This is a genomic window from Arthrobacter sp. 05T45, assembly GCF_056395875.1.
Genome location: NZ_JBFTKI010000025.1, coordinates 35,493 through 57,123, shown reverse-complemented (window position 1 = coordinate 57,123; position 21,631 = coordinate 35,493). Strand labels below are relative to the sequence as shown.

Annotated in this window: 22 protein-coding genes; 14 read left to right on the top strand and 8 right to left on the bottom strand. The window is 67.1% G+C overall.

Annotation, left to right across the window (positions count from 1 at the left end):
• Positions 1–37: 37 nt before the first annotated feature.
• The 5 genes from AC1DGD_RS18555 to AC1DGD_RS18535 form a co-directional block, all read right to left on the bottom strand.
• A complete protein-coding gene (locus tag AC1DGD_RS18555; protein ID WP_476857788.1) occupies positions 38–670 on the bottom strand; it encodes a DUF4232 domain-containing protein in 633 nt (210 codons plus the stop codon).
• 142 nt (positions 671–812) lie between these two features.
• A complete protein-coding gene (locus AC1DGD_RS18550; protein ID WP_476850651.1) occupies positions 813–947 on the bottom strand; it encodes a hypothetical protein in 135 nt (44 codons plus the stop codon).
• A complete protein-coding gene (locus AC1DGD_RS18545; RefSeq protein ID WP_028277167.1) occupies positions 934–1,179 on the bottom strand; it encodes a hypothetical protein in 246 nt (81 codons plus the stop codon). Before AC1DGD_RS18545 ends, AC1DGD_RS18550 begins: the two co-directional genes overlap by 14 nt.
• Positions 1,180–1,337: 158 nt before the next feature.
• Positions 1,338–1,925 (bottom strand): SRPBCC family protein, encoded by a 588-nt coding sequence (locus AC1DGD_RS18540; RefSeq protein WP_476857787.1) that lies wholly within the window; start codon positions 1,923–1,925, stop codon positions 1,338–1,340.
• A 12-nt stretch (positions 1,926–1,937) separates the two neighbouring features.
• Positions 1,938–2,948 (bottom strand): LacI family DNA-binding transcriptional regulator, encoded by a 1,011-nt coding sequence (locus AC1DGD_RS18535; RefSeq protein WP_476850649.1) that lies wholly within the window; start codon positions 2,946–2,948, stop codon positions 1,938–1,940.
• Between the two features lie 246 nt (positions 2,949–3,194).
• Here AC1DGD_RS18535 and AC1DGD_RS18530 point away from each other — a divergent pair, with 246 nt between their 5' ends.
• The 13 genes from AC1DGD_RS18530 to AC1DGD_RS18470 all read left to right on the top strand — a co-directional run bounded on the left by AC1DGD_RS18530 (position 3,195) and on the right by AC1DGD_RS18470 (position 18,221).
• Positions 3,195–4,739: a sugar ABC transporter ATP-binding protein gene (locus AC1DGD_RS18530; protein ID WP_476850648.1), complete on the top strand. Its 1,545-nt coding sequence runs from the start codon at positions 3,195–3,197 to the stop codon at positions 4,737–4,739.
• Positions 4,736–5,782, top strand: a complete 1,047-nt coding sequence (locus tag AC1DGD_RS18525; protein WP_476857786.1) for an ABC transporter permease — start codon at positions 4,736–4,738, stop codon at positions 5,780–5,782. The genes AC1DGD_RS18530 and AC1DGD_RS18525 overlap by 4 nt, the downstream gene beginning before the upstream one ends.
• Positions 5,775–6,857, top strand: coding sequence for an ABC transporter permease (locus AC1DGD_RS18520; protein ID WP_476857785.1), 1,083 nt, complete (start codon positions 5,775–5,777; stop codon positions 6,855–6,857). Before AC1DGD_RS18525 ends, AC1DGD_RS18520 begins: the two co-directional genes overlap by 8 nt.
• 74 nt (positions 6,858–6,931) lie before the next feature.
• The gene (gene rhaS / locus AC1DGD_RS18515) at positions 6,932–7,999 is read left to right on the top strand and encodes a rhamnose ABC transporter substrate-binding protein (RefSeq protein WP_084476154.1); all 1,068 of its coding nucleotides are present in this window, start codon (positions 6,932–6,934) and stop codon (positions 7,997–7,999) included.
• A 185-nt stretch (positions 8,000–8,184) separates the two neighbouring features.
• Positions 8,185–9,633, top strand: coding sequence for an arabinose isomerase (locus AC1DGD_RS18510; protein WP_476850646.1), 1,449 nt, complete (start codon positions 8,185–8,187; stop codon positions 9,631–9,633).
• Positions 9,630–10,013: an L-rhamnose mutarotase gene (locus AC1DGD_RS18505; protein WP_476857784.1), complete on the top strand. Its 384-nt coding sequence runs from the start codon at positions 9,630–9,632 to the stop codon at positions 10,011–10,013. Before AC1DGD_RS18510 ends, AC1DGD_RS18505 begins: the two co-directional genes overlap by 4 nt.
• The gene (gene rhaI, locus AC1DGD_RS18500; RefSeq protein ID WP_476857783.1) at positions 10,010–11,188 is read left to right on the top strand and encodes an L-rhamnose isomerase; all 1,179 of its coding nucleotides are present in this window, start codon (positions 10,010–10,012) and stop codon (positions 11,186–11,188) included. Before AC1DGD_RS18505 ends, rhaI begins: the two co-directional genes overlap by 4 nt.
• Before the next feature lie 3 nt (positions 11,189–11,191).
• On the top strand, positions 11,192–13,228 hold the full coding sequence (locus AC1DGD_RS18495) for a bifunctional aldolase/short-chain dehydrogenase (protein ID WP_476857782.1): 2,037 nt from the start codon (positions 11,192–11,194) through the stop codon (positions 13,226–13,228).
• An 11-nt stretch (positions 13,229–13,239) separates the two neighbouring features.
• Positions 13,240–14,775, top strand: a complete 1,536-nt coding sequence (locus tag AC1DGD_RS18490; RefSeq protein ID WP_476857781.1) for a rhamnulokinase — start codon at positions 13,240–13,242, stop codon at positions 14,773–14,775.
• Positions 14,772–15,575, top strand: a complete 804-nt coding sequence (locus AC1DGD_RS18485) for a (Fe-S)-binding protein (protein ID WP_476857780.1) — start codon at positions 14,772–14,774, stop codon at positions 15,573–15,575. The genes AC1DGD_RS18490 and AC1DGD_RS18485 overlap by 4 nt, the downstream gene beginning before the upstream one ends.
• A complete protein-coding gene (locus AC1DGD_RS18480; protein WP_476857779.1) occupies positions 15,572–17,164 on the top strand; it encodes a LutB/LldF family L-lactate oxidation iron-sulfur protein in 1,593 nt (530 codons plus the stop codon). Before AC1DGD_RS18485 ends, AC1DGD_RS18480 begins: the two co-directional genes overlap by 4 nt.
• A complete protein-coding gene (locus tag AC1DGD_RS18475) occupies positions 17,161–17,802 on the top strand; it encodes a LutC/YkgG family protein (RefSeq protein ID WP_476857778.1) in 642 nt (213 codons plus the stop codon). The genes AC1DGD_RS18480 and AC1DGD_RS18475 overlap by 4 nt, the downstream gene beginning before the upstream one ends.
• Before the next feature lie 179 nt (positions 17,803–17,981).
• Entirely contained in the window at positions 17,982–18,221 is a 240-nt protein-coding gene (locus AC1DGD_RS18470) for a hypothetical protein (RefSeq protein WP_476857777.1), read from the top strand.
• Between the two features lie 148 nt (positions 18,222–18,369).
• Here the strand turns inward: AC1DGD_RS18470 and AC1DGD_RS18465 are convergent, their stop codons facing one another.
• The gene (locus tag AC1DGD_RS18465) at positions 18,370–18,531 is read right to left on the bottom strand and encodes a hypothetical protein (RefSeq protein ID WP_476857776.1); all 162 of its coding nucleotides are present in this window, start codon (positions 18,529–18,531) and stop codon (positions 18,370–18,372) included.
• 239 nt (positions 18,532–18,770) lie between these two features.
• Between AC1DGD_RS18465 and AC1DGD_RS18460 the strand changes: the two genes are divergently transcribed.
• Entirely contained in the window at positions 18,771–19,547 is a 777-nt protein-coding gene (locus AC1DGD_RS18460) for a type 1 glutamine amidotransferase domain-containing protein (protein WP_476850637.1), read from the top strand.
• 86 nt (positions 19,548–19,633) lie between these two features.
• On the opposite strand, the gene AC1DGD_RS18455 is transcribed toward AC1DGD_RS18460, so the two are convergent.
• Positions 19,634–20,071: a hypothetical protein gene (locus AC1DGD_RS18455; RefSeq protein WP_476857775.1), complete on the bottom strand. Its 438-nt coding sequence runs from the start codon at positions 20,069–20,071 to the stop codon at positions 19,634–19,636.
• Positions 20,072–20,533: 462 nt separating this feature from the next.
• On the bottom strand, positions 20,534–20,785 hold the full coding sequence (locus tag AC1DGD_RS18450; protein WP_476857774.1) for a hypothetical protein: 252 nt from the start codon (positions 20,783–20,785) through the stop codon (positions 20,534–20,536).
• Positions 20,786–21,631 lie beyond the last annotated feature (846 nt).

Here is a 21,631-nt window from a genome sequence, read left to right as displayed (position 1 = left end):
CGCAGACGCGCTGGATCAGAGACGCGGGGGACGGGTGTTACTTGGGCTGGAAGGCACCGATGGTCAGCAGGTTGATCTCCGTGTTGGTGCAGGCGTCCAGTTGCTGCGGAATGAACAGCGACGCGGTGTCGTTGGGCGGGTAGACCCGGAATCCTGCCGCCGGTGTCTTGGTGCAGTCCGGGTAGTTGGCGGCCTGGCTGTAGCGCAGGGTGGCTGTGCCGGCCTTGCCCGGGGCAAGCGTGACGTCGGTGACCGGGCCCGAGTCGTCGCGGGTAGCGGCGGCGCCGATCGGCTCACCGTCGGCCCCTGCTGTGAGGGAGACGCCCGCGAAGCCCTTCAGCAGGCACGGTTCGGTGCCGGAGTTGGTCAGGATCAGCTGCATGTAGATGCTGCCGGCCGCGCCGCCGCCCGTGGCGTCGGTGGTGCCGGTCAGGCTTGCGGCCTTGCACAGCTGGGGGCCGCCCTTGGCGGTGGACGGTGCGGCGGCCGCAGAGGATTCCGGCGCGGCGGCGGACGTCGCGGGCGGCTGGCTGGTCTCCGTGGCAGACGGGCTGGGCGGGGACGTGGCCGACTGGGCCTGCGTCGAGCTGCCCCCGCAGCCGCTGAATAGGAGGGCCGCCGCGGCAGCCGTTGTCACAACCAGTGCGTGCTTCATTCGCTGAGACCTCATGGCTCAACCATTATCCCCGCCGTTGCCTTAGTCAACGATGCCACTGCGACGGAGCCCGATTGATGTCCGGATTGTGATTTCCCGGCATCGGCCGAGGTCAACTGCGCCGCGTGCTCTTTTCCGCAGCCGGCGAGCGGCTGCCCTAGTCGGTCTCGGGCCCCGAGCAGTAGTGGCAGTCGTCGGGGCAGGAAGCGGCCCAGGGGTCCGTCCCGGCCGCGGACCCGGACAGGATTTCCGGCTGCCGTGTCAGGGCCGTTGGCCGGTCAGTTGCCAGCATGGCCGGCTCCTTCGGGGTCTGCCACGCTCAGCTCAAAGCCGTCGGCAACGTGGAACAGCTGACGGTGCCCGCCGTCGGAGAGCACCCATACGACGTCGCCGTCGGGCGTGCGGTTATCGACCAGGCCCGCGTGCTCAAGGCGGCCGCCACGGTGGAGGTGGACGGCGTCGCCGATCTCGACATCGTCCCAATGGGCGGCGCTGCCGGAAGGCCGGTTTTTCTGCAAGGTCATGAGGAGTCCTGAACGGTCACGGGGAAACGAGGATGTGATCCAGCTAACCGCGGAATGGCCCCCCGCCTCAATGGTCAAGTGAATGAGACACTGACCTACTGTTGTGCACAAGTCCAGGGCCGGAGCCCCGGGCAGAACTCCGGACGCGAGGCGGCCGTCTACGTGTCCGTGCGGGCGGCTCGGCGGGTCAGCCAGGCAAAGGTGGGCGGAGGGGGCGGCGGGACAGCCGCTGGCCCGGCCGCCGTGCGCCCCGAGGTGCCCCCCGCTGCCGCGCGGCGCCGGCGCAGTTCCAGGGCGAGGCTCTCCTGGCCGCGGGCCATCGCCCAGCGGTGGTTGGCGGCGAAGGCCGGCTTCAGCAGCCAGCTCAGCCGCCGCAGCAGGGGCTTGGCGGCGCTGACGCGCCAGTCGTAGGTGATGACCGTTTCCGGCCCGTCAGGCTCGAAGGTCCAGCGGCCGGTGCCGTTCAGATCGCCTGCCGCGGTGAGGGCGAAGCCGCAGGCCGTGACGGGCTCCGTAACCGTGAGGATCCAGCGGAGCGTATAGGGCAGCCAGCCCTTCGTGTAGAGGCGTACAGGTCTGTGCATTCCGGGCCCGGGCTCCGGGCCGCCGGCCACGGGCTCGACGCTGAGATAGACGGAAGGCCACCAGCGCGGCATGGCCGTGGCGTCGCCCAGGACGGCCGCGACCTCCTCCGGCGTGCCCGCCACGCGCCAGACGGTCCGGAACTCATAATCTGTGCTGCCCATCGGGGCCTCCTTTCAGCCCTGCGTGGATGCCCTCACTATCAATTCGGGCGGAAAGACCACCTGGGTGGGTGCGAAGCCGTCCTCCGATGCCGCCTCCCGGAGCAGCAGTTCCAGTGCGGTGGAGCCGATGAGGGCGCTGGGCTGCCGGATGGAGGACAGCGGGACGACGGCGGCGGCGGCGAACTCTATGTCGTCGTAGCCGATCAGGGCTATCTCCTGCGGCACCTTAACGCCGCCCATGAGCATCAGGCCCTGCAGGGCACCCACGGCAAGCAGGTCGTTGGCTGCAAAGATCGCATCCGGGCGTTCGGCTTCGGGCCGGGCCTGGATGGACTCGCCGGCCGCCCTGCCCGAAAGCACGGTCAGGGATTCCGTGGCGATGACCTCCAGCGTTGCACCCGCAACGGCGTCGATGGCCTTCCGCGCCCCTGCCAAACGGTCCGCTACCTGCCGGATGCTTGCCGGTCCGCCGATAAACGCGATCCGCCGCCTGCCCAGCGACAACAGGTGGGCCGCAGCCATCTCCCCGCCCGCCAGGTCGTCCACGGCCACGGAGGAGAAGCTCGTGTTCTCTGTCTGCCGGTCCACGAGCACTGTAGGGATGCCCCGGCGCCGGAGCTGCTCCAGCCGGGGAATCACATTTCCTACCGGGGACAGCAGCACGCCCCGCACGCGCTGCTGCTCAAAGAGGTCCAGATACGCGGATTCCCGGCCCTCGTCCTCGTTGCTGTTGCCGACGAGGACGGTGAAGTTCTCCGCGGCGGCGCGGTCCTCCGCGCCCCGGGCCAGATCCGAGAAGAAGGGGTTGGCAGCGTCCAGGACCACCAGGCCGATGCTGTGGCTCATGCCCGCGCGCAACTGGCGCGCGGCGTCGTTCCGGACGAAGCCGAGCTTGTCGATGGCGGACTGGACCCTCAGGGTAACTTCCGCGGAAACCTTCTGCGGCCGGTTCAGCACATTGGAGACCGTCCCCACCGAGACGCCGGCCAGTGCCGCGACGTCCTTGACGCTCGCTGAAACCATTTCCTGTGCTCCTGAAGGTGGACGCCGCAGCCCCTGGGGCCAGGCGGCGCGTACGCAAAATAGTCACTTCAGGATACCCGTCCGGGGTCCACTTTGAACCCTTTCATTGAAACGAATCAAAAGCAGCGTCACGAATGCCTGACGTCAGTTGACGTGTTGATTTGAAGACCTTATGATTCAAATCACAACTCGTTATGAAACGATTCATTGCAGTGTTCACTAAGCCCCAAAGGTGCGGTCAATTTTATGCAGCAGACACACAGTTCCCGGTCCGGCCCCGCTGAGGGGGAGCAGGTTCCGGTCCTCTCGCTCTCCCACGCAGCCAAGACCTTCGGCCCGGTGGTCGCCCTGGCCGACGGCACCATCCACATCGAGGCTGGCGAAATCCACGCACTCGTCGGCGAGAACGGCGCCGGCAAGTCCACGCTGGTGAAAATCCTCGCTGGCCTGCACCACCCCGATTCCGGCGACTTCCAGGTGGCCGGCCAGAGCGTCCAGTTCCGCAATGTTGCCGAGAGCAAGGACGCCGGAATCTCGGTCATCTACCAGGAACCCACGCTCTTCCCCGACCTGAGCGTCGCGGAGAACATTTTCATCGGCCGCCAGCCCAAGGGCCGCTTCGGGCTCATCAGCAAAGCGACCATGGTCAGGGAGGCGCGCAAGCTGTTCGAGCGGCTCGGCGTTCCGATCGACCCGACCCGCATCGCCGAAGGCCTGTCCATCGCGGACCAGCAGATCATTGAAATCGCCAAGGCCATTTCGCTGGACGCCAAAGTCCTGGTGATGGACGAGCCCACGGCAGCCCTCAGCGGCGTCGAGGTGGAACGGCTGTTCGCCGTGGCCCGGAGCCTCCGGGACCGCGGGACCGGCATCCTCTTCATTTCGCACCGTTTCGACGAAGTCTTTGACCTGTGCGACCGCATCACCGTGATGCGGGACGGCCGGTACATCTCCACCCACCGCACGGCCGACGTCACCGTCGAGCAGGTCGTTCGCGAGATGGTGGGCCGCGACATTGGCGCCCTGTTCCCCAAGACCCCCGCCGAGATCGGCGACGTGGTCCTGAAAGTGGACGGCCTCAGCCGCGCCGGGGTGTTCCGCGATATCAGCTTCGAGGTCCGCGCCGGGGAAATCGTTGCCTTGGCCGGCCTCGTCGGCGCCGGCCGCACCGAGGTGGCCCGTGCCGTATTCGGCATCGACCCCTACGACGCCGGCGATATCACCTTCGACGGACGCAAGCTCAGGCCGAGGAATCCCCAGGTGGCCATCACCGCCGGCATGGGCTTCGTGCCGGAGGACCGCCGCAAGCAGGGCCTCGTGATGGACCTGTCCGTGGCCCGGAACGTCACGCTCACGCTGCGCAACAAGTACACGACGGCGGGCCTGATCAACGGGGGCGCGGAGCGGCGCGCGGCCCAGGAATGGAGCAAGCGGCTCCAGGTCAAGACCGGCTCGCAGGAGTACGCCGTCTCCACGCTCTCCGGCGGCAACCAGCAAAAGGTGGTGCTCGCCAAGTGGCTGGCCACGGACCCGCGGCTGCTGATCATCGACGAGCCCACCCGCGGCATCGACGTCGGCACCAAGAGCGAGGTCCACCGGCTCATATCGGACCTCGCCGGGCGCGGGATCGCGATCCTGATGATCTCCTCGGAACTGCCCGAGGTCCTCGGCATGGCGGACCGCGTCCTGGTCATGCGCGAAGGCCGGATCACCGCCGAACTCGACCGTGCCGATGCGAACCCCGAATCGGTCATGCACGCCGCCACGTCTTCCGCTGGAGGAACCCTGTGAGCTCAGCTCTGGACCACAAGAACGCAACGACGCCGGCACCCGACGCCGGAGCCCGGGGCGCCGTCGCCTCGCTGCTGCGGATGCGCGAACTCCCCGTGCTGGTCGCGCTGGCACTGCTGGTACTGGTCACCTACCTGATCAACCCGCTGTTCCTCACCGCCCAAGGCGTGAAGGACCTGCTGCTCAACGCCACGATCATCATGATTCTGGCGGTGGGGCAGACCCTGCTGATCATCACCAGGAACATCGACCTTTCCGTCGGCTCCATGCTGGGGCTGGTCGCCTTCGGCACCGGCTCCCTTTTCTCGGCCATGCCCGACGTGCCGATCATCGCAGTGTTTGTGATCGGCATGGCCTTCGGGGCGCTGCTGGGCGCCGTCAACGGCGCCCTGGTCACCCTCGCCAAAGTACCCGCCCTGGTCATCACCCTCGGGACGCTCTACGTGTACCGCGGCCTGAACAACGCCTGGGCCGGCGGCAAGCAGTACTTCGCCGGCGACCGTCCGGAGGAGTTCGGCGCCCTCTCGGTGAACACCTTTCTGGGGTTCCCCGTCATCACGCTGCTGGCCATCGTCGTCGTGATCGCCGTCGCCATCTACATGTCCGGCACCCGCCCGGGCCGTGACCTGTACGCCATCGGCTCGGACCCGGACGCGGCCACCGCCTTCGGCATCAAGGTCTCCAAGCGCGTGTTCCTCGCGTTCCTGGCCAACGGCGCGCTCGCCGGCCTGGCCGGTGTGCTTTACGCCAGCCGCTTCAACTCCGTCGGCGCCACCACCGGCACCGGGATGGAACTGACCGTGGTGGCGGCCGCCGTCGTCGGTGGTGTGGCCATCTTCGGCGGCAGCGGATCGGTGACCGGGGCCGCGCTCGGCGCCGTGCTCCTGACCACCATCACCAGCTCCCTGACCGCCCTGCGGGTGGACAAGTTCTGGCAGCAGGCGATCGTCGGCGTGCTGATCCTCACCGCCATCATCATCGACCGCGTGGCCAGCCTGCGCACAGCCAAGAAACTGCGGATTAGCGAGGCTCGCAATGTCTGAAACCACGTCCACCACCAGCACGGCGCCGGCTCCCGTGGCTGACAACACCAAGCCGCTGGCCAGCGAACCGAAGGGCCGGACCGGCGCCGCGCGGATCCTAATGGGCCGTGACGCGGTCACCATCTACGCCCTGATTGCTTTCCTGATCTACGCCGCCATCGCCATCCCGCGCTTCGCCTCGCCGGTCACCACCGGCTTCCTGCTCCTGGACGTCATCCCGGTCCTGCTGATTGCCATGCCGATGACGCTGATCATCATCACGGGCGAAATCGACTTGTCCGTGGCCAGCACCGCCGGCCTGACCAGCGCCCTGATGGGCGTCCTCTGGGCCGGCGGGACGGACATCTGGCTGGCCCTGGCAATCAGCCTGCTGGCAGGAATTGCCGCCGGCATGTTCAACGGCTTCCTGATCGCGGTCCTCGGACTGCCCTCCCTGGCGGTCACCATCGGCACCCTGGCGTTGTTCCGAGGCCTGGCCCTGGTCATCATCGGCGACAACGCCGTGGCCAACTTCCCCAAGGCGCTGACCGCCTTCTTCACCTCCAAAATCGGCGGCACCGGCATCCCCACGGTGATGATCGGCGTCGTGGTGGTGATGGTCTTCTTCGGCGTGCTGCTGCACTTCACACCGTTCGGACGCGGCCTCTATGCGATGGGCTACAGCAAGGAAGCCGCCAGCTTCGTCGGGATCAACGTCGCCCGCAGCAAGTTCTGGCTGTACGTCGGGTCCGGCGCCGTTTCGGCTCTCGCCGGCATCTACTGGACGCTGCGCTACACAAGCGCCCGCAGCGACAACGCTTCCGGCCTGGAACTGGCCGTCATCGCCGCCGTCCTGCTCGGCGGCGTGTCGATCTTCGGCGGCAAGGGCTCCATCCCCGGCGTCATCGCCGGCGTCCTGCTGATCGGCACGCTCAACTACGCCCTCCGCCTGGCCCGGGTGTCCGACGTCGTCCTCATCACGGTGACCGGACTGCTGCTGATCCTCTCAGTGGTGGCGCCGAGCATCGGCTCCGCCATCAGGCAATGGCGGCACACCCGCCGCGTCCGCCGAAGTTTCACCCGCAAGTCCACCTGAAATCTGCACACCACAACAAACCGCGCCCGCCTGGGACCGGCTGTACCGACCGCACGAAGGAAAAGGGAAGAACAATGATGTTGAACCGCAAGAACAAGGGCCGGACCGGCCGACTGGGAAGCATGGTGGCCATCACCGCCGTGGCCGCACTGGCGCTGACAGCCTGCAACAGCGGCTCTGCATCCTCGACCGATACCAGCAGCCCCTCGGCAGGCGGCGGGGACCAGAAGATCACCTTCATCCCCAAGCAGCTGAACAACCCGTACACGGACGTCGTTCTGGGCGGCGGCAAGAAGGGCGCCACCGAGGCAGGATTCGCCTCCTCGCAGGTCGTCGGACCGCTGGAAGCCTCCGCCTCCAGCCAGGTTTCGTTCATCAACGCCGAGACTCAGGCCGGCACGAACGTCATCGCGATTGCCGCCAATGACCCCGACGCCGTCTGCACCGCCCTCGGCGAAGCCCGTTCCGCCGGCGCCAAGATCGTCGCGTTCGACTCGGATACCAATCCCGACTGCCGCGACATCTTCATCAGCCAGGTCGTCGCCAAGGACGTTGCCTTGATCCAGACCAAGCTGATTTCCGAGCAGATCGGCGGCAGCGGCGAGATCGCCATCCTGTCCGCCACCGCCAACGCCACCAACCAGAACGAGTGGATCAAGTACATGGAGGAGGAGCTCGCCTCCAACCCCGCGTACAAGGACATCAAGCTTGTGGCCAAGGTCTACGGCGATGACAACGACACCAAGTCCTTCCAGGAAGCCCAGGGCCTCATGCAGGCCCACCCGAACCTGAAGGGCATCATCTCGCCCACCACCGTGGGCATCGCCGCCACCGCCCGGTACCTCTCAACGTCCGCCTACAAGGGCAAGGTTGCCCTGACCGGGCTCGGACTGCCGAATGAAATGCGGCCCTTCGTGAAGGACGGAACCGTCAAGGAGTTCGCCCTCTGGGATCCGGCACAGCTCGGCTACGTGGCGGCGTTCGCCGGCAAGGCTCTCAAGGACGGCAAGATCACCGGCGCCGAAGGGGACACCTTCACCGCCGGCGAACTGGGCGAACGCAAGGTCGAAAAGGGCGGCCTGGTGATCGTCGGCCCGCCGACGGTCTTCAACGCCGAGAACATCGACAAGTACAACTTCTGATCCGTTCCTGACCCATCCCGAGGTGCCGGGCGGGCCGCCGACAGCCCGCCCGGCACCTCACCACTTCACTCCGTTCCACTTCACCGGTGCCGCAGCACCGGGCCCACGGCGCCTCCTCCACAGCCGTGCCCGGAAACCACGTTCCGGAGCCCCAGATCCCCCTTTTCATGCCGGAAGGCCCCCACATGAACCAGAAACAACCGGCAGACCGGCTGCTGCAACCGCACCGGCGCCGCCCCACCCGCATCGGGCTGGTCTCCGGCGGTCTCGGCGCCTACTGGCCCCAGTTCCCGGAGCTGCTGCCGCAGCTGCGGGAGTCCGTCCGGTACGTCACCGGCCGCTTCCAGGAGCTCGACGCCGACGTCGTCGACACCGGCTTCATCTCCGACGCGCAGGAGGCCGCCGCGGCCGGCGAAAAGCTCCGCGTCGCCGACTGCGACCTCATCGTCATCTTCCTCACCACGTACCTGACGTCTTCCATGGTCCTGCCCATCGCCCAGCGCGCGAAGACCCCCGTCCTGGTGATCGACCTGCAGCCAACCGAAGCGATGGACCACGCCAACTTTGACACCGGCAAATGGCTGGCCTACTGCGGCCAGTGCCCGGTGCCGGAGGTCGCCAACGTCTTCCGCCGGGCCGGGATCGACTTCCGCTCAGTCTCGGGGCACCTCAAGCAGGAGTCCGCCTGGGAGCGGATCACCGCGTGGGTCCACGCCGCCGGCGTCCGCGCCCGGCTCCGCAATGCCCGGCACGGGCTCATGGGCCACCTCTATCCGGGCATGCTGGATGTCGCCACCGACCTCACCACCGTGTCCACCACCTTCGGCTCCCACGTGGAGGTGCTGGAATTCGATGACCTCCGCGAACGGGTCAACGCCGTCACGGAGGCGGAGGTGACCGAACGGCTCGGGCTCGCCCGCGAACTTTTCGTTGTGGATGACTCCGTGAACGACGACGACTTCGCGTGGGGTGCGAAGGTGTCCGTCGGCCTGGACCGCCTTGTGGAGGACTTCGACCTGGACTCCGTGGCCTACTATCACCGCGGACTGGCCGGCGAACAGCACGAACGGCTCGGCGCCGGGATGATCCTGGGCTCCTCCATCCTGACGGCCCGGGGCATCCCGATGGCCGGCGAGTTCGAGCTGCGGACCTCCATCGCCATGCTGGCGGCCCAGGCGATCGGCGCCGGGGGATCATTTACCGAGATCCAGGCCCTGAACTTCCTCGACAACGTGGTCGAAATGGGACACGACGGCCCGGCCCACCTGGCCGTGTCCGCCCAGGACCCGCTCCTGCGCGGACTCGGCATCTACCACGGCAAACGCGGCTGGGGCGTCTCGGTCGAATTCGATGTTCGCCACGGCCCCGTCACCACCTTCGGCCTCGGCCAGGACCCGGACGGAAGCTACGTGTTCGTCACCTCCGAGGGCGAGGTGGTTCCCGGCCCGCTCCTGCAGATCGGCAACACGACCTCCCGGGTGGACTTCGGCGGGGACCCCGGGCTCTGGGTGGACGTCTGGAGCCAGACCGGAATCGGCCACCACTGGGCCCTATGCGTCGGCCACCGCGCCGCCGACATCAAGGCTGCCGCATCCCTGCTGGGCATCGAACACCGCCACGTGGTGCTCTCATGAGCACGCAACGCGTCTGCTTCCAGCTCCAGGTCAAGCCCGCGCTGATCGGGGAATACACCCGCCGGCACGCGGCCGTCTGGCCGGAGATGCTCCGGGCCCTGAAGGCCTCGGGCTGGAACAACTACTCACTCTTCCTCCGGCCCGACGGGCTCCTGGTCGGCTATTTCGAAACGGACAGCCTGACCGAAGCCCAGGCCCGGATGGCAGCCACTGACGTCAACGCCCGCTGGCAGGCCGAGATGGCCGGCTTCTTCGACGACCTTGCCGGAGCGCCGGACCAAGGCTTCCTCCAGCTCACCGAAATCTTCAATCTCGAGGACCAGTTGTCCGCGGCCAACGCCGCCGGGGACAACCACCAACCGCAGAAGGAACAACCATGAACACCACAGAAACGGCCCTGGGCCGCCTCGGGGAACTCGCCATCGAGGTCCCGTCCTGGGCCTACGGCAACTCCGGCACCCGCTTCAAGGTGTTCGGCACTCCCGGCACCCCGCGCACGGTCCACGAGAAGCTGGCCGACGCCGCGAAGGTCCACGAACTCACCGGACTCGCGCCCACCGTGGCGCTGCACATCCCCTGGGACAAGGTGGAAGATTACGCGGCCCTGAAGGAGTTCGCGGCGGGCCTCGGCGTGGGACTCGGCACTATTAACTCCAACACCTTCCAGGACGACGAGTACAAGTTTGGTTCCCTGACCTCCTCGAACCCTGCGGTCCGCCGCCGCGCGATCGACCACCACCTCGAGTGCCTGGAGATCATGAACGCCACGGGCTCGCGGGATCTGAAGATCTGGCTCGCGGACGGCACCAACTACCCGGGCCAGGACGACATGCGCGGCCGGCAGGACCGCCTGGCCGAGTCGCTGCAGGAAATTTACGCAGCCCTGGGCGCCGAGCAGCGCCTGGTTCTGGAGTACAAGTTCTTCGAGCCGGCTTTCTATCACACCGATGTTCCGGACTGGGGTACCTCCTACGCCCAGACCCTGGCCCTGGGGGAGAAAGCCTTTGTCTGCCTCGACACCGGCCACCACGCCCCCGGCACCAACATCGAGTTCATCGTCATGCAGCTGCTGCGCCTGGGCAAGCTCGGCTCCTTCGACTTCAACTCGCGCTTCTACGCGGACGATGACCTGATCGTCGGTGCGGCGGATCCCTTCCAGCTCTTCCGGATCATGCACGAGGTCATCCGCGGCGGCGGGTTCGGTAAGTCCGCAGGAGAGAATTCAGCCGTCGCCCTGATGCTGGACCAGTGCCACAACCTGGAGGAAAAGATCCCGGGCCAAATCCGGTCCGTGCTCAATGTCCAGGAAATGACCGCCCGCGCCCTGCTGATCGACACCGACGCGCTGGCCGAGGCCCAGCGCAGCGGCGACGTCCTGGCCGCCAACGGCATCTTCAACGATGCCTTTTACACCGATGTCCGCCCCGCGCTGGCGCATTGGCGTGAATCCCGCGGCCTGCCCGCGGACCCGATGGCCGCCTTCAAGGCCAGCGGTTACCAGAAGAAGATCAACGAGGACCGCGTCGGCGGCCACCAGGCCGGATGGGGCGCTTAAATAATGACCAATAAGACTGTTGAAGAACTGATCTCCCGTTCGAACCGCCTCGGCGCGGACAAGCGGAACACCAACTTCGCCGGCGGCAACACCTCCGCCAAGGGCACCGAAAAGGACCCCGTGACCGGCGACGACGTCGAGCTCCTGTGGGTCAAGGGCTCCGGCGGTGACCTGGGCACGCTGAAGGCCGAGGGCCTTGCCGTGCTGCGGCTGGACCGGCTGCAGGCGCTCAAGAACGTGTACCCCGGCGTCGAGCGTGAAGACGAAATGGTCGCCGCGTTCGATTACTGCCTGTTCGGCAAGGGCGGCGCCGCCCCCTCGATCGACACCGCCATGCATGGCCTGATCGATGCCGCGCACGTGGACCACCTGCACCCGGACTCCGGCATCGCCCTCGCCACGGCCGCCGACGGCGAGGCCCTGACCAAGGAGATCTTCGGCGAGAAAGTGGCCTGGGTGCCGTGGCGGCGCCCCGGCTTCCAGCTCGGCCTGGACATCGCCGCGATCAAGGACGCCAACCCTCAGGCCGTCGGAACCATTCTGGGCGGCCACGGCATCACCGCCTGGGGCGCCACCAGCGAGGAAGCCGAAGCCAACTCGCTGTGGATCATCGAGCAGGCCGAGGAGTACATCAAGGACCACGGAAAGAACGAACCGTTCGGTCCCAAGCTGCCCGGCTACGCCGCCCTCCCGGAAACCGAGCGCCGCGCGAAGGCCGCCGCCCTGGCCCCCGTGATCCGCGGACTCGCCTCCACCGACAAGCCGCAGCTCGGGCACTTCAGCGACGACCCCGCCGTCCTGGCGTTCCTGGAAAGCGCCGAGCATCCGCGGCTCGGGGCCCTGGGCACGTCCTGCCCGGACCACTTCCTGCGCACCAAGGTCAAGCCGCTGGTCCTGGACCTGCCCGCCGACGCCCCGGTCGAAGACTCTGTGGCCCGGCTGAAGGAACTCCATGCCGCCTACCGCGAGGACTACCAGGGGTATTATGACCGGCACGCGACCCCGGACAGCCCCGCCCTGCGCGGCGCGGACCCGGCGATTGTGCTGGTGCCCGGCGTGGGCATGTTCTCCTTCGGCGCGAACAAGCAGACCGCCCGGGTGGCGGGGGAGTTCTACCTCAACGCCATCAACGTCATGCGCGGCGCCGAAGCCGTCTCCACCTATGCCCCGATCGAGGAAGCCGAGAAGTTCCGGATCGAATACTGGGCCCTGGAGGAAGCCAAACTGGCCCGCATGCCCAAGCCGAAATCCCATGTTGGCCGGATCGCACTGGTGACCGGGGCAGCGTCGGGCATCGGCAAAGCGATCGCCACCCGCTTCGCCGCCGACGGCGCGTGCGTGGTCATCGCTGACCTGAACCTGGACAACGCCCGGGCCGTGGCCGCGGAACTCGGCGGCGCCGACGTCGCGATCGGGGTCCAGGCCGACGTCACCGACGAAGCCCAGATCGCCGCCGCCATCCAGGAAGCCGTCCTGGCCTTCGGCGGACTGGACCTGGTGGTCAACAACGCGGGGCTCTCCATCTCCAAGCCGCTGCTGGAAACCACGGAAAAGGACTGGGACCTCCAGCACAACGTCATGGCCAAGGGCTCGTTCCTGGTGGCCAAGGCGGCCGCGCAGGTGATGATCGGCCAGGAGATGGGCGGGGACATCGTCTACATCTCCTCCAAGAACTCCGTGTTCGCCGGCCCGAACAACATCGCCTACTCCGCCACCAAGGCAGACCAGGCCCACCAGGTCAGGCTCCTCGCCGCGGAACTGGGCGAGTACGGGATCCGGGTCAACGGCATCAACCCCGATGGCGTGGTCCGCGGCTCCGGGATCTTCGCCGGCGGCTGGGGCGCCAAGCGCGCCGCCGTCTACGGCGTGCAGGAAGAGGAACTGGGCAAGTACTACGCCCAGCGCACCCTGCTCAAGCGCGAAGTCCTGCCCGAAAACGTGGCCAACGCCGCCGCCGTGCTCACCGGCAGCGAGCTCTCCCACACCACGGGGCTCCACATCCCCGTGGACGCCGGCGTGGCCGCGGCCTTCCTGCGATGAGCCTTCCTGCGATGAACGCGGTGCCACCAGCGGATACCGCACCCAGCGGCGGCCGGTTTGCCGGCAGTTCCTTTGTCGCTATCGACATCGGTGCGTCCTCGGGCCGGGTCATCCTGGGCCGGGTCGCGGGCAGTCCCGGTGGGGCGAGGGCCGAGCTGGAGACCGTGCACCGGTTCCCCAACGGGGTCAAGGAGCTCGACGGCGGCCTCCGCTGGGACTTCGACGCGCTGTTCGCCGAGGTCCTCGCCGGGCTCGCGGCCGCCGCCACGGCGGCCGCGGCCCGCGGCGAGAGCATCGCCAGCATCGGGATCGACACCTGGGCAGTGGACTACGGGCTGGTCAACGACGCCGGTGAACTGGTCGCGGCGCCGTTCAGCTACCGCGACGACCGGTCCCGTGCCGCCATCTCCCGGGTCCACGAAAAACTCGATCCGGCCCGGCTCTACGCCACCACCGGGCTGCAGTTCCTGCCGTTCAACACGATCTACCAGCTCGCCACGGAGCCGGCGCTGGAGGGGCTGCAGGCGCTGCTCATCCCGGACCTCATCGGGTTCCTGCTCACCGGCCAGCGCCGCACCGAGGCCACCAACGCCTCCACCACCGGGCTCTTCGACGCCGTCGCGGGGGAGTGGGCCACGGAGTTCCTCACCGCGCTGGACCTCCCCACGAACCTGTTCCCGCCGCTGATCCAGCCCGGCGAGACCGTCGGCACCCTCACCAAGGACATCGCGGGACGCCTGGGACTTCCCGAAACCACGGCCGTGGTGGCCGTCGGCTCGCACGACACCGCCTCGGCCGTCGCCGCCGTACCGGCGGACGCCGGAGATGCTAACGACAATTTCGCCTACGTCTCCTCCGGCACGTGGTCTCTGGTCGGCGTCGAACTGTCCCACCCGGTCCTGACCGAGGCCAGCCGGACCGCGAACTTCACCAACGAACGCGGCGTGGACGGCACCATCCGCTACCTGCGCAACGTCGGCGGCCTCTGGCTGCTCAGCGAATGCCAGCGCACCTGGGCCGCCGAAGGCTACCGGCCCGGGCTCGAGGAACTGCTCGACGCGGCAGCGACTCTTCCGCCCGGCGGACCGGTCATCAACGCCGACGACCCCTGTTTCATCGCTCCGGACAACATGCCCGAACGGATCCGGGGCGCGGTCCGGAACACCGGCGCTGTCTTGCCGGAGCATCCCGCGCACATCGTGCGGTGCATCCTGGACAGCCTTGCCGCCGGCTACGCCCGGACCATCGCCGACGCCGAACGGCTCGCGGACGTCCGGGCCGGCGTCGTGCACATTGTGGGCGGCGGATCCCAGAACCGGCTCCTGTGCCAGCTCACCGCCGACGCCACCGGCAAACGCGTGATCGCCGGACCCGCGGAAGCCACGGCCCTGGGCAACGTCCTGGTCCAGGCCCGCGCCGCCGGCGTGCTCAGCGGCGGGCTGGGGGAGCTGCGCGCCGTGGTGCGTGCCTCCCAGCACCCGGCGGAGTACGTGCCCTCAGCCCGGGCCGCACACCAGAGTGTCGTCCCCAGCGGAGGTGCCCAGTGAGGATCGCGCTTTTCGCCACGTGCATCGTTGACGCCATGTACCCGGCCACGGCCCGCGCCACGGTGTCCATCCTGGAACGCCTCGGCCACGAGGTCATCTTTCCGGCCGGCCAGGCCTGCTGCGGGCAGATGCACGTCAACAGCGGCTACCTCAAGGAAGCGCTGCCCGTCGTCGCCAACCATGTGAAGGCCTTCGAAGAAGATGAGTACGACGTCGCCGTCGCACCTTCCGGTTCGTGTGTCGCCTCGGTGAAGCACCAGCACCCCATGGTCGCCCGCCGCTGCGGGGACGCCGGGCTGGAAGCCCGGGCCGCCGCCGTCGGAGTCAAAACCTACGAGCTCTCCCAGCTCCTGGTGGATGTCCTGGGCGTCACCGACGCAGCGGCGCAGCTGGGCTCGTACTTCCCGCACCGGATCACCTACCACCCCAGCTGCCACGGCATGCGCCTGCTCCGGCTCGGCGACCGCCAACTGGACCTGTTGCGCTCGGTCGGCGGCATCGAACTGGCCGAACTGCCCGAGGCCGACCAGTGCTGCGGCTTCGGCGGCACCTTCTCGATGAAGAACGCGGACGTCTCCTCGGCGATGCTGGCGGACAAGACCGCCAACATCTGCGGCACGGGCGCGGAACTTTGCGCCGGCGGCGACGCGTCCTGCCTGATGCACATCGGCGGCGGACTGTCCCGGCAGGGCACCGGCGTCACCACGATGCACTTCGCCGAGATCCTGGCCAGCACCCTCGAGAATCCCGCCGCCGTCTCCGGCGACGTCCGCCTCACCACCGGAAGGACCGCACGATGAGCGGCACATTCCTGGGGATGCCGTCCCTGCCGGTCTTCGGCATCGGCAACCTGCACGAACACGAGCCCTTCCCGAAAGCCGCCCGCCGCGAGCTCGGCAACCCCCAGCTGCGGGCCAACCTCGGCCACGCCACCCGGACCATCCGGGACAAGCGGCTGGCCGTCGTGTCCGAACTCCCCGACTGGGAGGAGCTGCGCGAGGCGGGCCGGGCGATCAAGGAATCCGTCATGGCCCGGCTGCCGGAACTGCTCGAAGAGTTCGAGGCGAACTTCACCGCCCGCGGCGGGACCATCCACTGGGCCCGCGACGCCGGCGAAGCCAACAGCATTGTCGCCGCCCTCATCCGGGACCAGGGCGCCGACGAGGTGGTCAAGGTCAAGTCCATGGCCACGCAGGAAATCGGCCTCAACGAATACCTCGAAGAACAGGGCATCGCGGCTTACGAGACCGACCTCGCCGAGCTCATCGTCCAGCTGGACCACGACAAGCCCAGCCACATCCTGGTCCCGGCCATCCACAAGAACCGCAGCCAGGTCCGGGACATCTTCCTGCGCGAAATGGAGGGGGTGGATCCGGAGCTCACCAACGAGCCGGCCCGCCTCGCCGCGGCCGCCCGCGCACACCTGCGCCGCAAGTTCCTCAGCGCCAAGGTGGCCGTGTCCGGCGCGAACTTCGCCCTCGCAGACTCCGGGACCCTCGCCGTCGTCGAATCCGAAGGCAACGGGCGCATGTGCTTGACGCTGCCAGAAACGCTCATCACCGTCATGGGCGTCGAAAAGCTGCTGCCGGGCTGGGAGGACCTCGAAGTGTTCATGCAGCTGCTCCCGCGGTCCTCAACGGGCGAGCGGATGAACCCCTACACCTCGCTGTGGACCGGCGTCACGCCCGATGACGGGCCGCAGAACGTCCATCTGGTCCTGCTGGATAACGGACGCAGCGCCGCCCTGGCCGACGAAATGGGCCGCTCCGCGCTGCACTGCATCCGCTGCAGCGCCTGCATGAACGTGTGCCCCGTCTACGAACGCACCGGCGGGCACGCCTACGGATCGACCTACCCTGGGCCGATCGGCGCGATCCTGTCGCCGCTGCTGACCGGGATCACGGCGGAGGAGAACAACTCCCTGCCCTACGCCTCGTCCCTGTGCGGCGCCTGCTACGACGCCTGCCCGGTGAAGATCAACATCCCGGACATCCTGGTGCACCTGCGCGGCGAGGACGTGGACAGCAAGCGCGGGAAGCGCGGGAAGCGTGGGAGGGAGCGGCTGCCGAGCCAGATGGACCTGGGCATGAAGGCGGCCTCCTGGGCACTGTCCTCCGGAAAGAATCTCGGCCTCGTGGAGAAGGCGCTGCCGCTGGGACGGATAGCCGCCGGCCCGGACCGGAAAATCACCAAACTGCCCGGCATCGCCGCCGGCTGGACCCAGAGCCGGGACATCCCCGCACCGCCCGCACAGTCCTTCCGGCAGTGGTGGGACAAGGAACACCGGGCCGCCGGACCCGGTGCAGGGGCCGCCCCGGCTGCCGGCACCGACGCCCCCGGCACGGAGACCGCCGGCCCAGGATCAGCCGGAACAGAGGAGAACCCGTGAGCGCGCGCGCAGAAATACTCGACCGGATCCGCTCGGCCCTCCGGGACGCCCCGGCAGTACCGGAGGTGCCCCGCGACTACCGGCGCTCCTCCGGGCTGAGCGGGGAAGCGCTGATCGAGCTGCTGACGGACCGGCTCCTCGACTACAAGGCGAACGTCTTCGTTGAGGAAGCCGCTGCGGTGCCGCTCCGGCTTGCCGCCCTCCTCGAGGGCACCGGCCGCTACGCCGTGCCCAACGGTCTGGACCGGACCCTGTTCGCGGAGGCGGACGCGCACGACGGCGGCTCCGGCCGCCGCGCCACCGACGCACCCGGGCAGCGGCTCAGCGTCGAGGAGCTCGACGGGATTGACGCCGTCGTCACCGGCAGCGCCGTCGCCGTCGCCGAAACCGGCACCATCATCCTCGATGCCGCACCGGACCAGGGCCGCCGGGTCATCAGCCTCGTCCCGGACCGCCACATCTGCATCGTCCGGGCCGGGGACATTACCGCCATCCTGCCGGAGGCCCTCCGCCGGCTCGACGGCACCCGCCCGCAGACCTGGATCAGCGGCCCCAGCGCCACCAGCGACATCGAACTCGAACGCGTCGAAGGCGTCCACGGCCCGCGGACCCTGGACGTGGTGATCGTCCGGGGATAGGCGGGAGACCGGGCCCGCTTCCCTGCCAGCGCGAGGGAAGCAGGCCTCCTGGTTGGCGGTGATGGCCCCGGAAAGTCGTTTGCCCCGATCACTCAGAGGAAACTCATGGTCTTCTCAGCAGGGAGTTGAACCATGGAAGCATGTACCTAGTCGACCCCAGAGCCTATGCGCATCGCCTAATGCACCCTGGCGCCTGGTTCCGCGCGACAATCCGCCGGCACGTCCCCGCAAGCGACCACGCCCGCGACCAGCAGCCCACGCACTCCAGGTTCGACTATCTGGAGGCTGGCCTCACGGGAACACTGAGCACCGCCCATTCACGGCGCAGGGCCAAGGAACTCGAGCAGGCATTCCGGAACGGCGATGTTTCCTACGAGGACGCGTGCCTGGAGATGGAGCACCTCGACGGGGAGCTGTGAACGGCTGGCAGCGCTCGACGGAACCGCGCGTTTCGGATGCCGCTGCCTGCGTTCTAGGAGCAGGTGTTGAGGAAACCTGTGGCGCCAGGGCGGGCATGGAAGGTCAACGTGTGGCCGGCGTCATCTCGGAAGATGGCCTTTGGGCCGGTCACGGTGATGGCGCCGGGCTGGTAGGGGTTTCCCAGCCTTCAGGCGGGTTGCCGTGGCCGTCGTCCAGCGCCTCGTCTGCGACGAAATAGGTGCCCTGTACGAGCGCTTCATGGATGCCGCAGTGTGTGTAGAGACTGTACGGCGAGCCTGAGGCGGCCATAGTTGTTGGGTTGGCCGGGGTCCCACTTGCCGGATCCCCCTGCATCGCGCACCCGCACAGCAGCGCCAACCCTGCAGCGGCTGCGAAGCCTAAGTGGTATCGAGCTGTCATGCCCCAAGGCTCTAGGGCGCTGCCTCAATGGTCAAGAGCCAAGCAAGCCTGCCGGCAGGCAAAAGACAGCTGGGAGGGGCCCGAATGGGGCTGGGCGTAGGGTGGAAGTTGGACGAAAGGAGCACTTCATGAAGAAAATCCTCATGGTACTGACCAGCGTTTCCGAGATCGGCGATACCGGAGAGAAGACCGGCTACAACGTGGCCGAGGCTGCACATCCCTGGAAGGTCTTCAAGGATTCCGGGCATTTCGTCGACTTCGCGTCCATCCAGGGCGGCCAGCCTCCGCGCGACGAGGTGGACTCAGAAGATCCCATCCAGGTCGCCTTCACGGAGGACGAGACCACGCGCGCCGGCCTCTACAACACTGCCCGCGTCGACGTCGTTGATCCCGACCAGTACGACGCCGTCTATCTCGTGGGCGGCCACGGCACGATGTGGGACTTCCCGGACAGCGAAGGCTTGCAGAATCTGGTGGCCAGCGTCTACAACGCCGGCGGCCTGGTGGGCGCGGTCTGCCACGGGCCGGCCGGCCTGCTGAACGTGGAATTGAAGAACGGGCTTCGCCTCGTCGAGGGCCGGAAGGTGGCCGCCTTCACCAACGACGAAGAGGTTGCCGCAGGGAAGGACAAGGTCATCCCCTTCTTCTTGGCCGACCGACTTGAGGAACAAGGCGCAACCCACGTCTCCGCTGACGTCTTCGAGGAGAAGGTCGTGGTTGACGACCGGCTGGTGACCGGCCAGAACCCGGCCTCAGCCGCCGGCGTGGCCAAGGAGATGGAGAAGCTCTTCGCAGCGGTCATCCACCAGGAAAAAGCCGAGGAACAGCACGACGCGGAGGCTCTGCGCGCCGAGAAGGACGCCGAGAAGGACGCCAAGAAGGCTGCCGCAGAAGCAGAGCACTAACACCAAGATCGCACTGAAACTGGCGGCCACCCCGGCAACGGGGTGGCCGCCTCCGCTCTGCGGCAATCGCGAACACAAAACAAGGATCAGTAGCCGTACTTGTTGACCACGACCTGCACAATGTTGGTGTCGTCGTCCCGACCGTAGTCAGTGATCGTAATGCGTACGTTCCATCCGTCGATGACGCCAATGCCCCGGCAGTCCAGTCCGCCTGCATTGATCCTCTGCTCCCGTACGCATGGCTTGTACTCCTGTGGCGTCAAACCCACCTGCTGAACGTACCGCTCCAGGTCACCCTCCCGGTACTTCCGGTGAGTGTCCCAACGGTATGCGTACTGGGAGCAAGGTCCATCGAGCGGGATGCACAGCGCACTGCCCACCGGCTCCTGCGTTCTCAAAGGCTCCCATCCCGGCTCTGGCTGGAGGCGGTCGGCAATCGACTTGAGCTCAGCGACAATCTGATCGCTCTTCCACGATGACCAGAGGAAGAAAGCAGTGACAGAGGCAACCGTTACTGCCAGCACACCGAGCCATATTTTGCGGCCCCTGCTCATTCTCGTCCCGCTCCCCACTGCGTACCTCTCTGGTTGTGAGGCCCGGAGTCCACCCCGCCACCGCGCTGGGCTGGTCCACCGACCGTCTCGCCTTCGCCACCTACCGCCCCGAGCCGGGTGAATGACCGTCCTGCCGAGCGGTGGCCGGCAGCGCCTGCGGAGTTGACTTACGCGGCGATAGCGGATGTGGGTGGCCAGCGGTGAGTGGAGCACCTCGGCCGGTTCGCCGCACCAATATTTCCATTTATACGGAGTTCTAGAACTGGGTATAACTGCGGGGTTGAACCCGGCGGAACGCCTATGGCCCAGGCGAGGTGGATATGGCACTTTGATTCAGGACCGGTGTGACCGCTAGAAAGAACGATGCCACCCCTTCGTCCGGGCCAAGACCCGGGAACGCGACACTTGATCCGAAGGACACCTACTGTCGGGCTACTGTAGATTATCCGGGACGCCGAATCGCCTTCCGACGAGTACGCGAATGGCCGCGAGTAGAGGCTGATCTTCCAGCGCAACGCCCTCGCCCCCGTAATGCACACCCGTTTCGTCACCCACTGCTTCTATGTCAAAAAGATTGAGGACCTCGGCCACGCGAACCTGATACTCGGTGGCGGTCATTTGGCGAGACACACGAACTGGAATTGTGCTGAGTTTGCGCGCGACCTTAGCAGCGGATTCATTCATGGGCGCACTCTTGCATGGCGTTCCGCCATTGCACAAGGGGCCCCTTCGAGTCGCATGCGTGAGTATGAGGCGACGTCAGGCATTTGCTGGATGATGATGACGCCGTAGCCGAGGCTCTGGAGCTGGCGGATGACGAGGTGGGTGGCCTTCAGTAGGTTCGCGAGCGGCTCTGGTGGTTTCTAAACTATCTTTAGGAACTCCTGTTTTCGCGCCAACCGGGGCGACAGTTGGAACGTTTGGTCGAGTCGCTCCCCGTGCGATGGCTTGGGGGTATTGCCGACGGTCGTTGTGTACGCCAGACCCTTCACCTCACGCACCGTACGTACGTGAAATCTGGCAAGTTGTACCAAGTTCTAGCGGGTTCTAGGAAAATCCGCATAACCCGCTAGAACTTCCTAGAAGTCGGTATAACTGAGGTCTTTACCCTGCGAAACCCTTTGCCGAGAATCTGGTTTGTAGCCCCATGCCGTCCCCTGCCAGCGATCGCTGGCTTCCGTCCCGACGACCTTCCCAGAGCTCGTGCATCTTCCGCCTCGGTGACGCAAAGCCTTGGCGGTTATGGACGTCTCGGAGATGATGAATGCAACGGACTGAGAGGGGCGATCCAATGTCTGCTGCGGATGGGGAAGCCCGAGCGTCGAGGGAAGAAACCATTCTGCGTATACGGAGGGGAATCCGGGCGGCCCAACTCCGGGTCGCGCTGGACGAGGCCCGGGGACGACGGACGCCGGAAGCGGGGGTGCGACTGGCACAGCGAACGGCCCCGAACCTGCCGTCCCCATTCGATACCTTGAGAACGCCGGATGGAGAGCTTCGGACGGATCCGGAGGCTCGGAAAGAATTGGC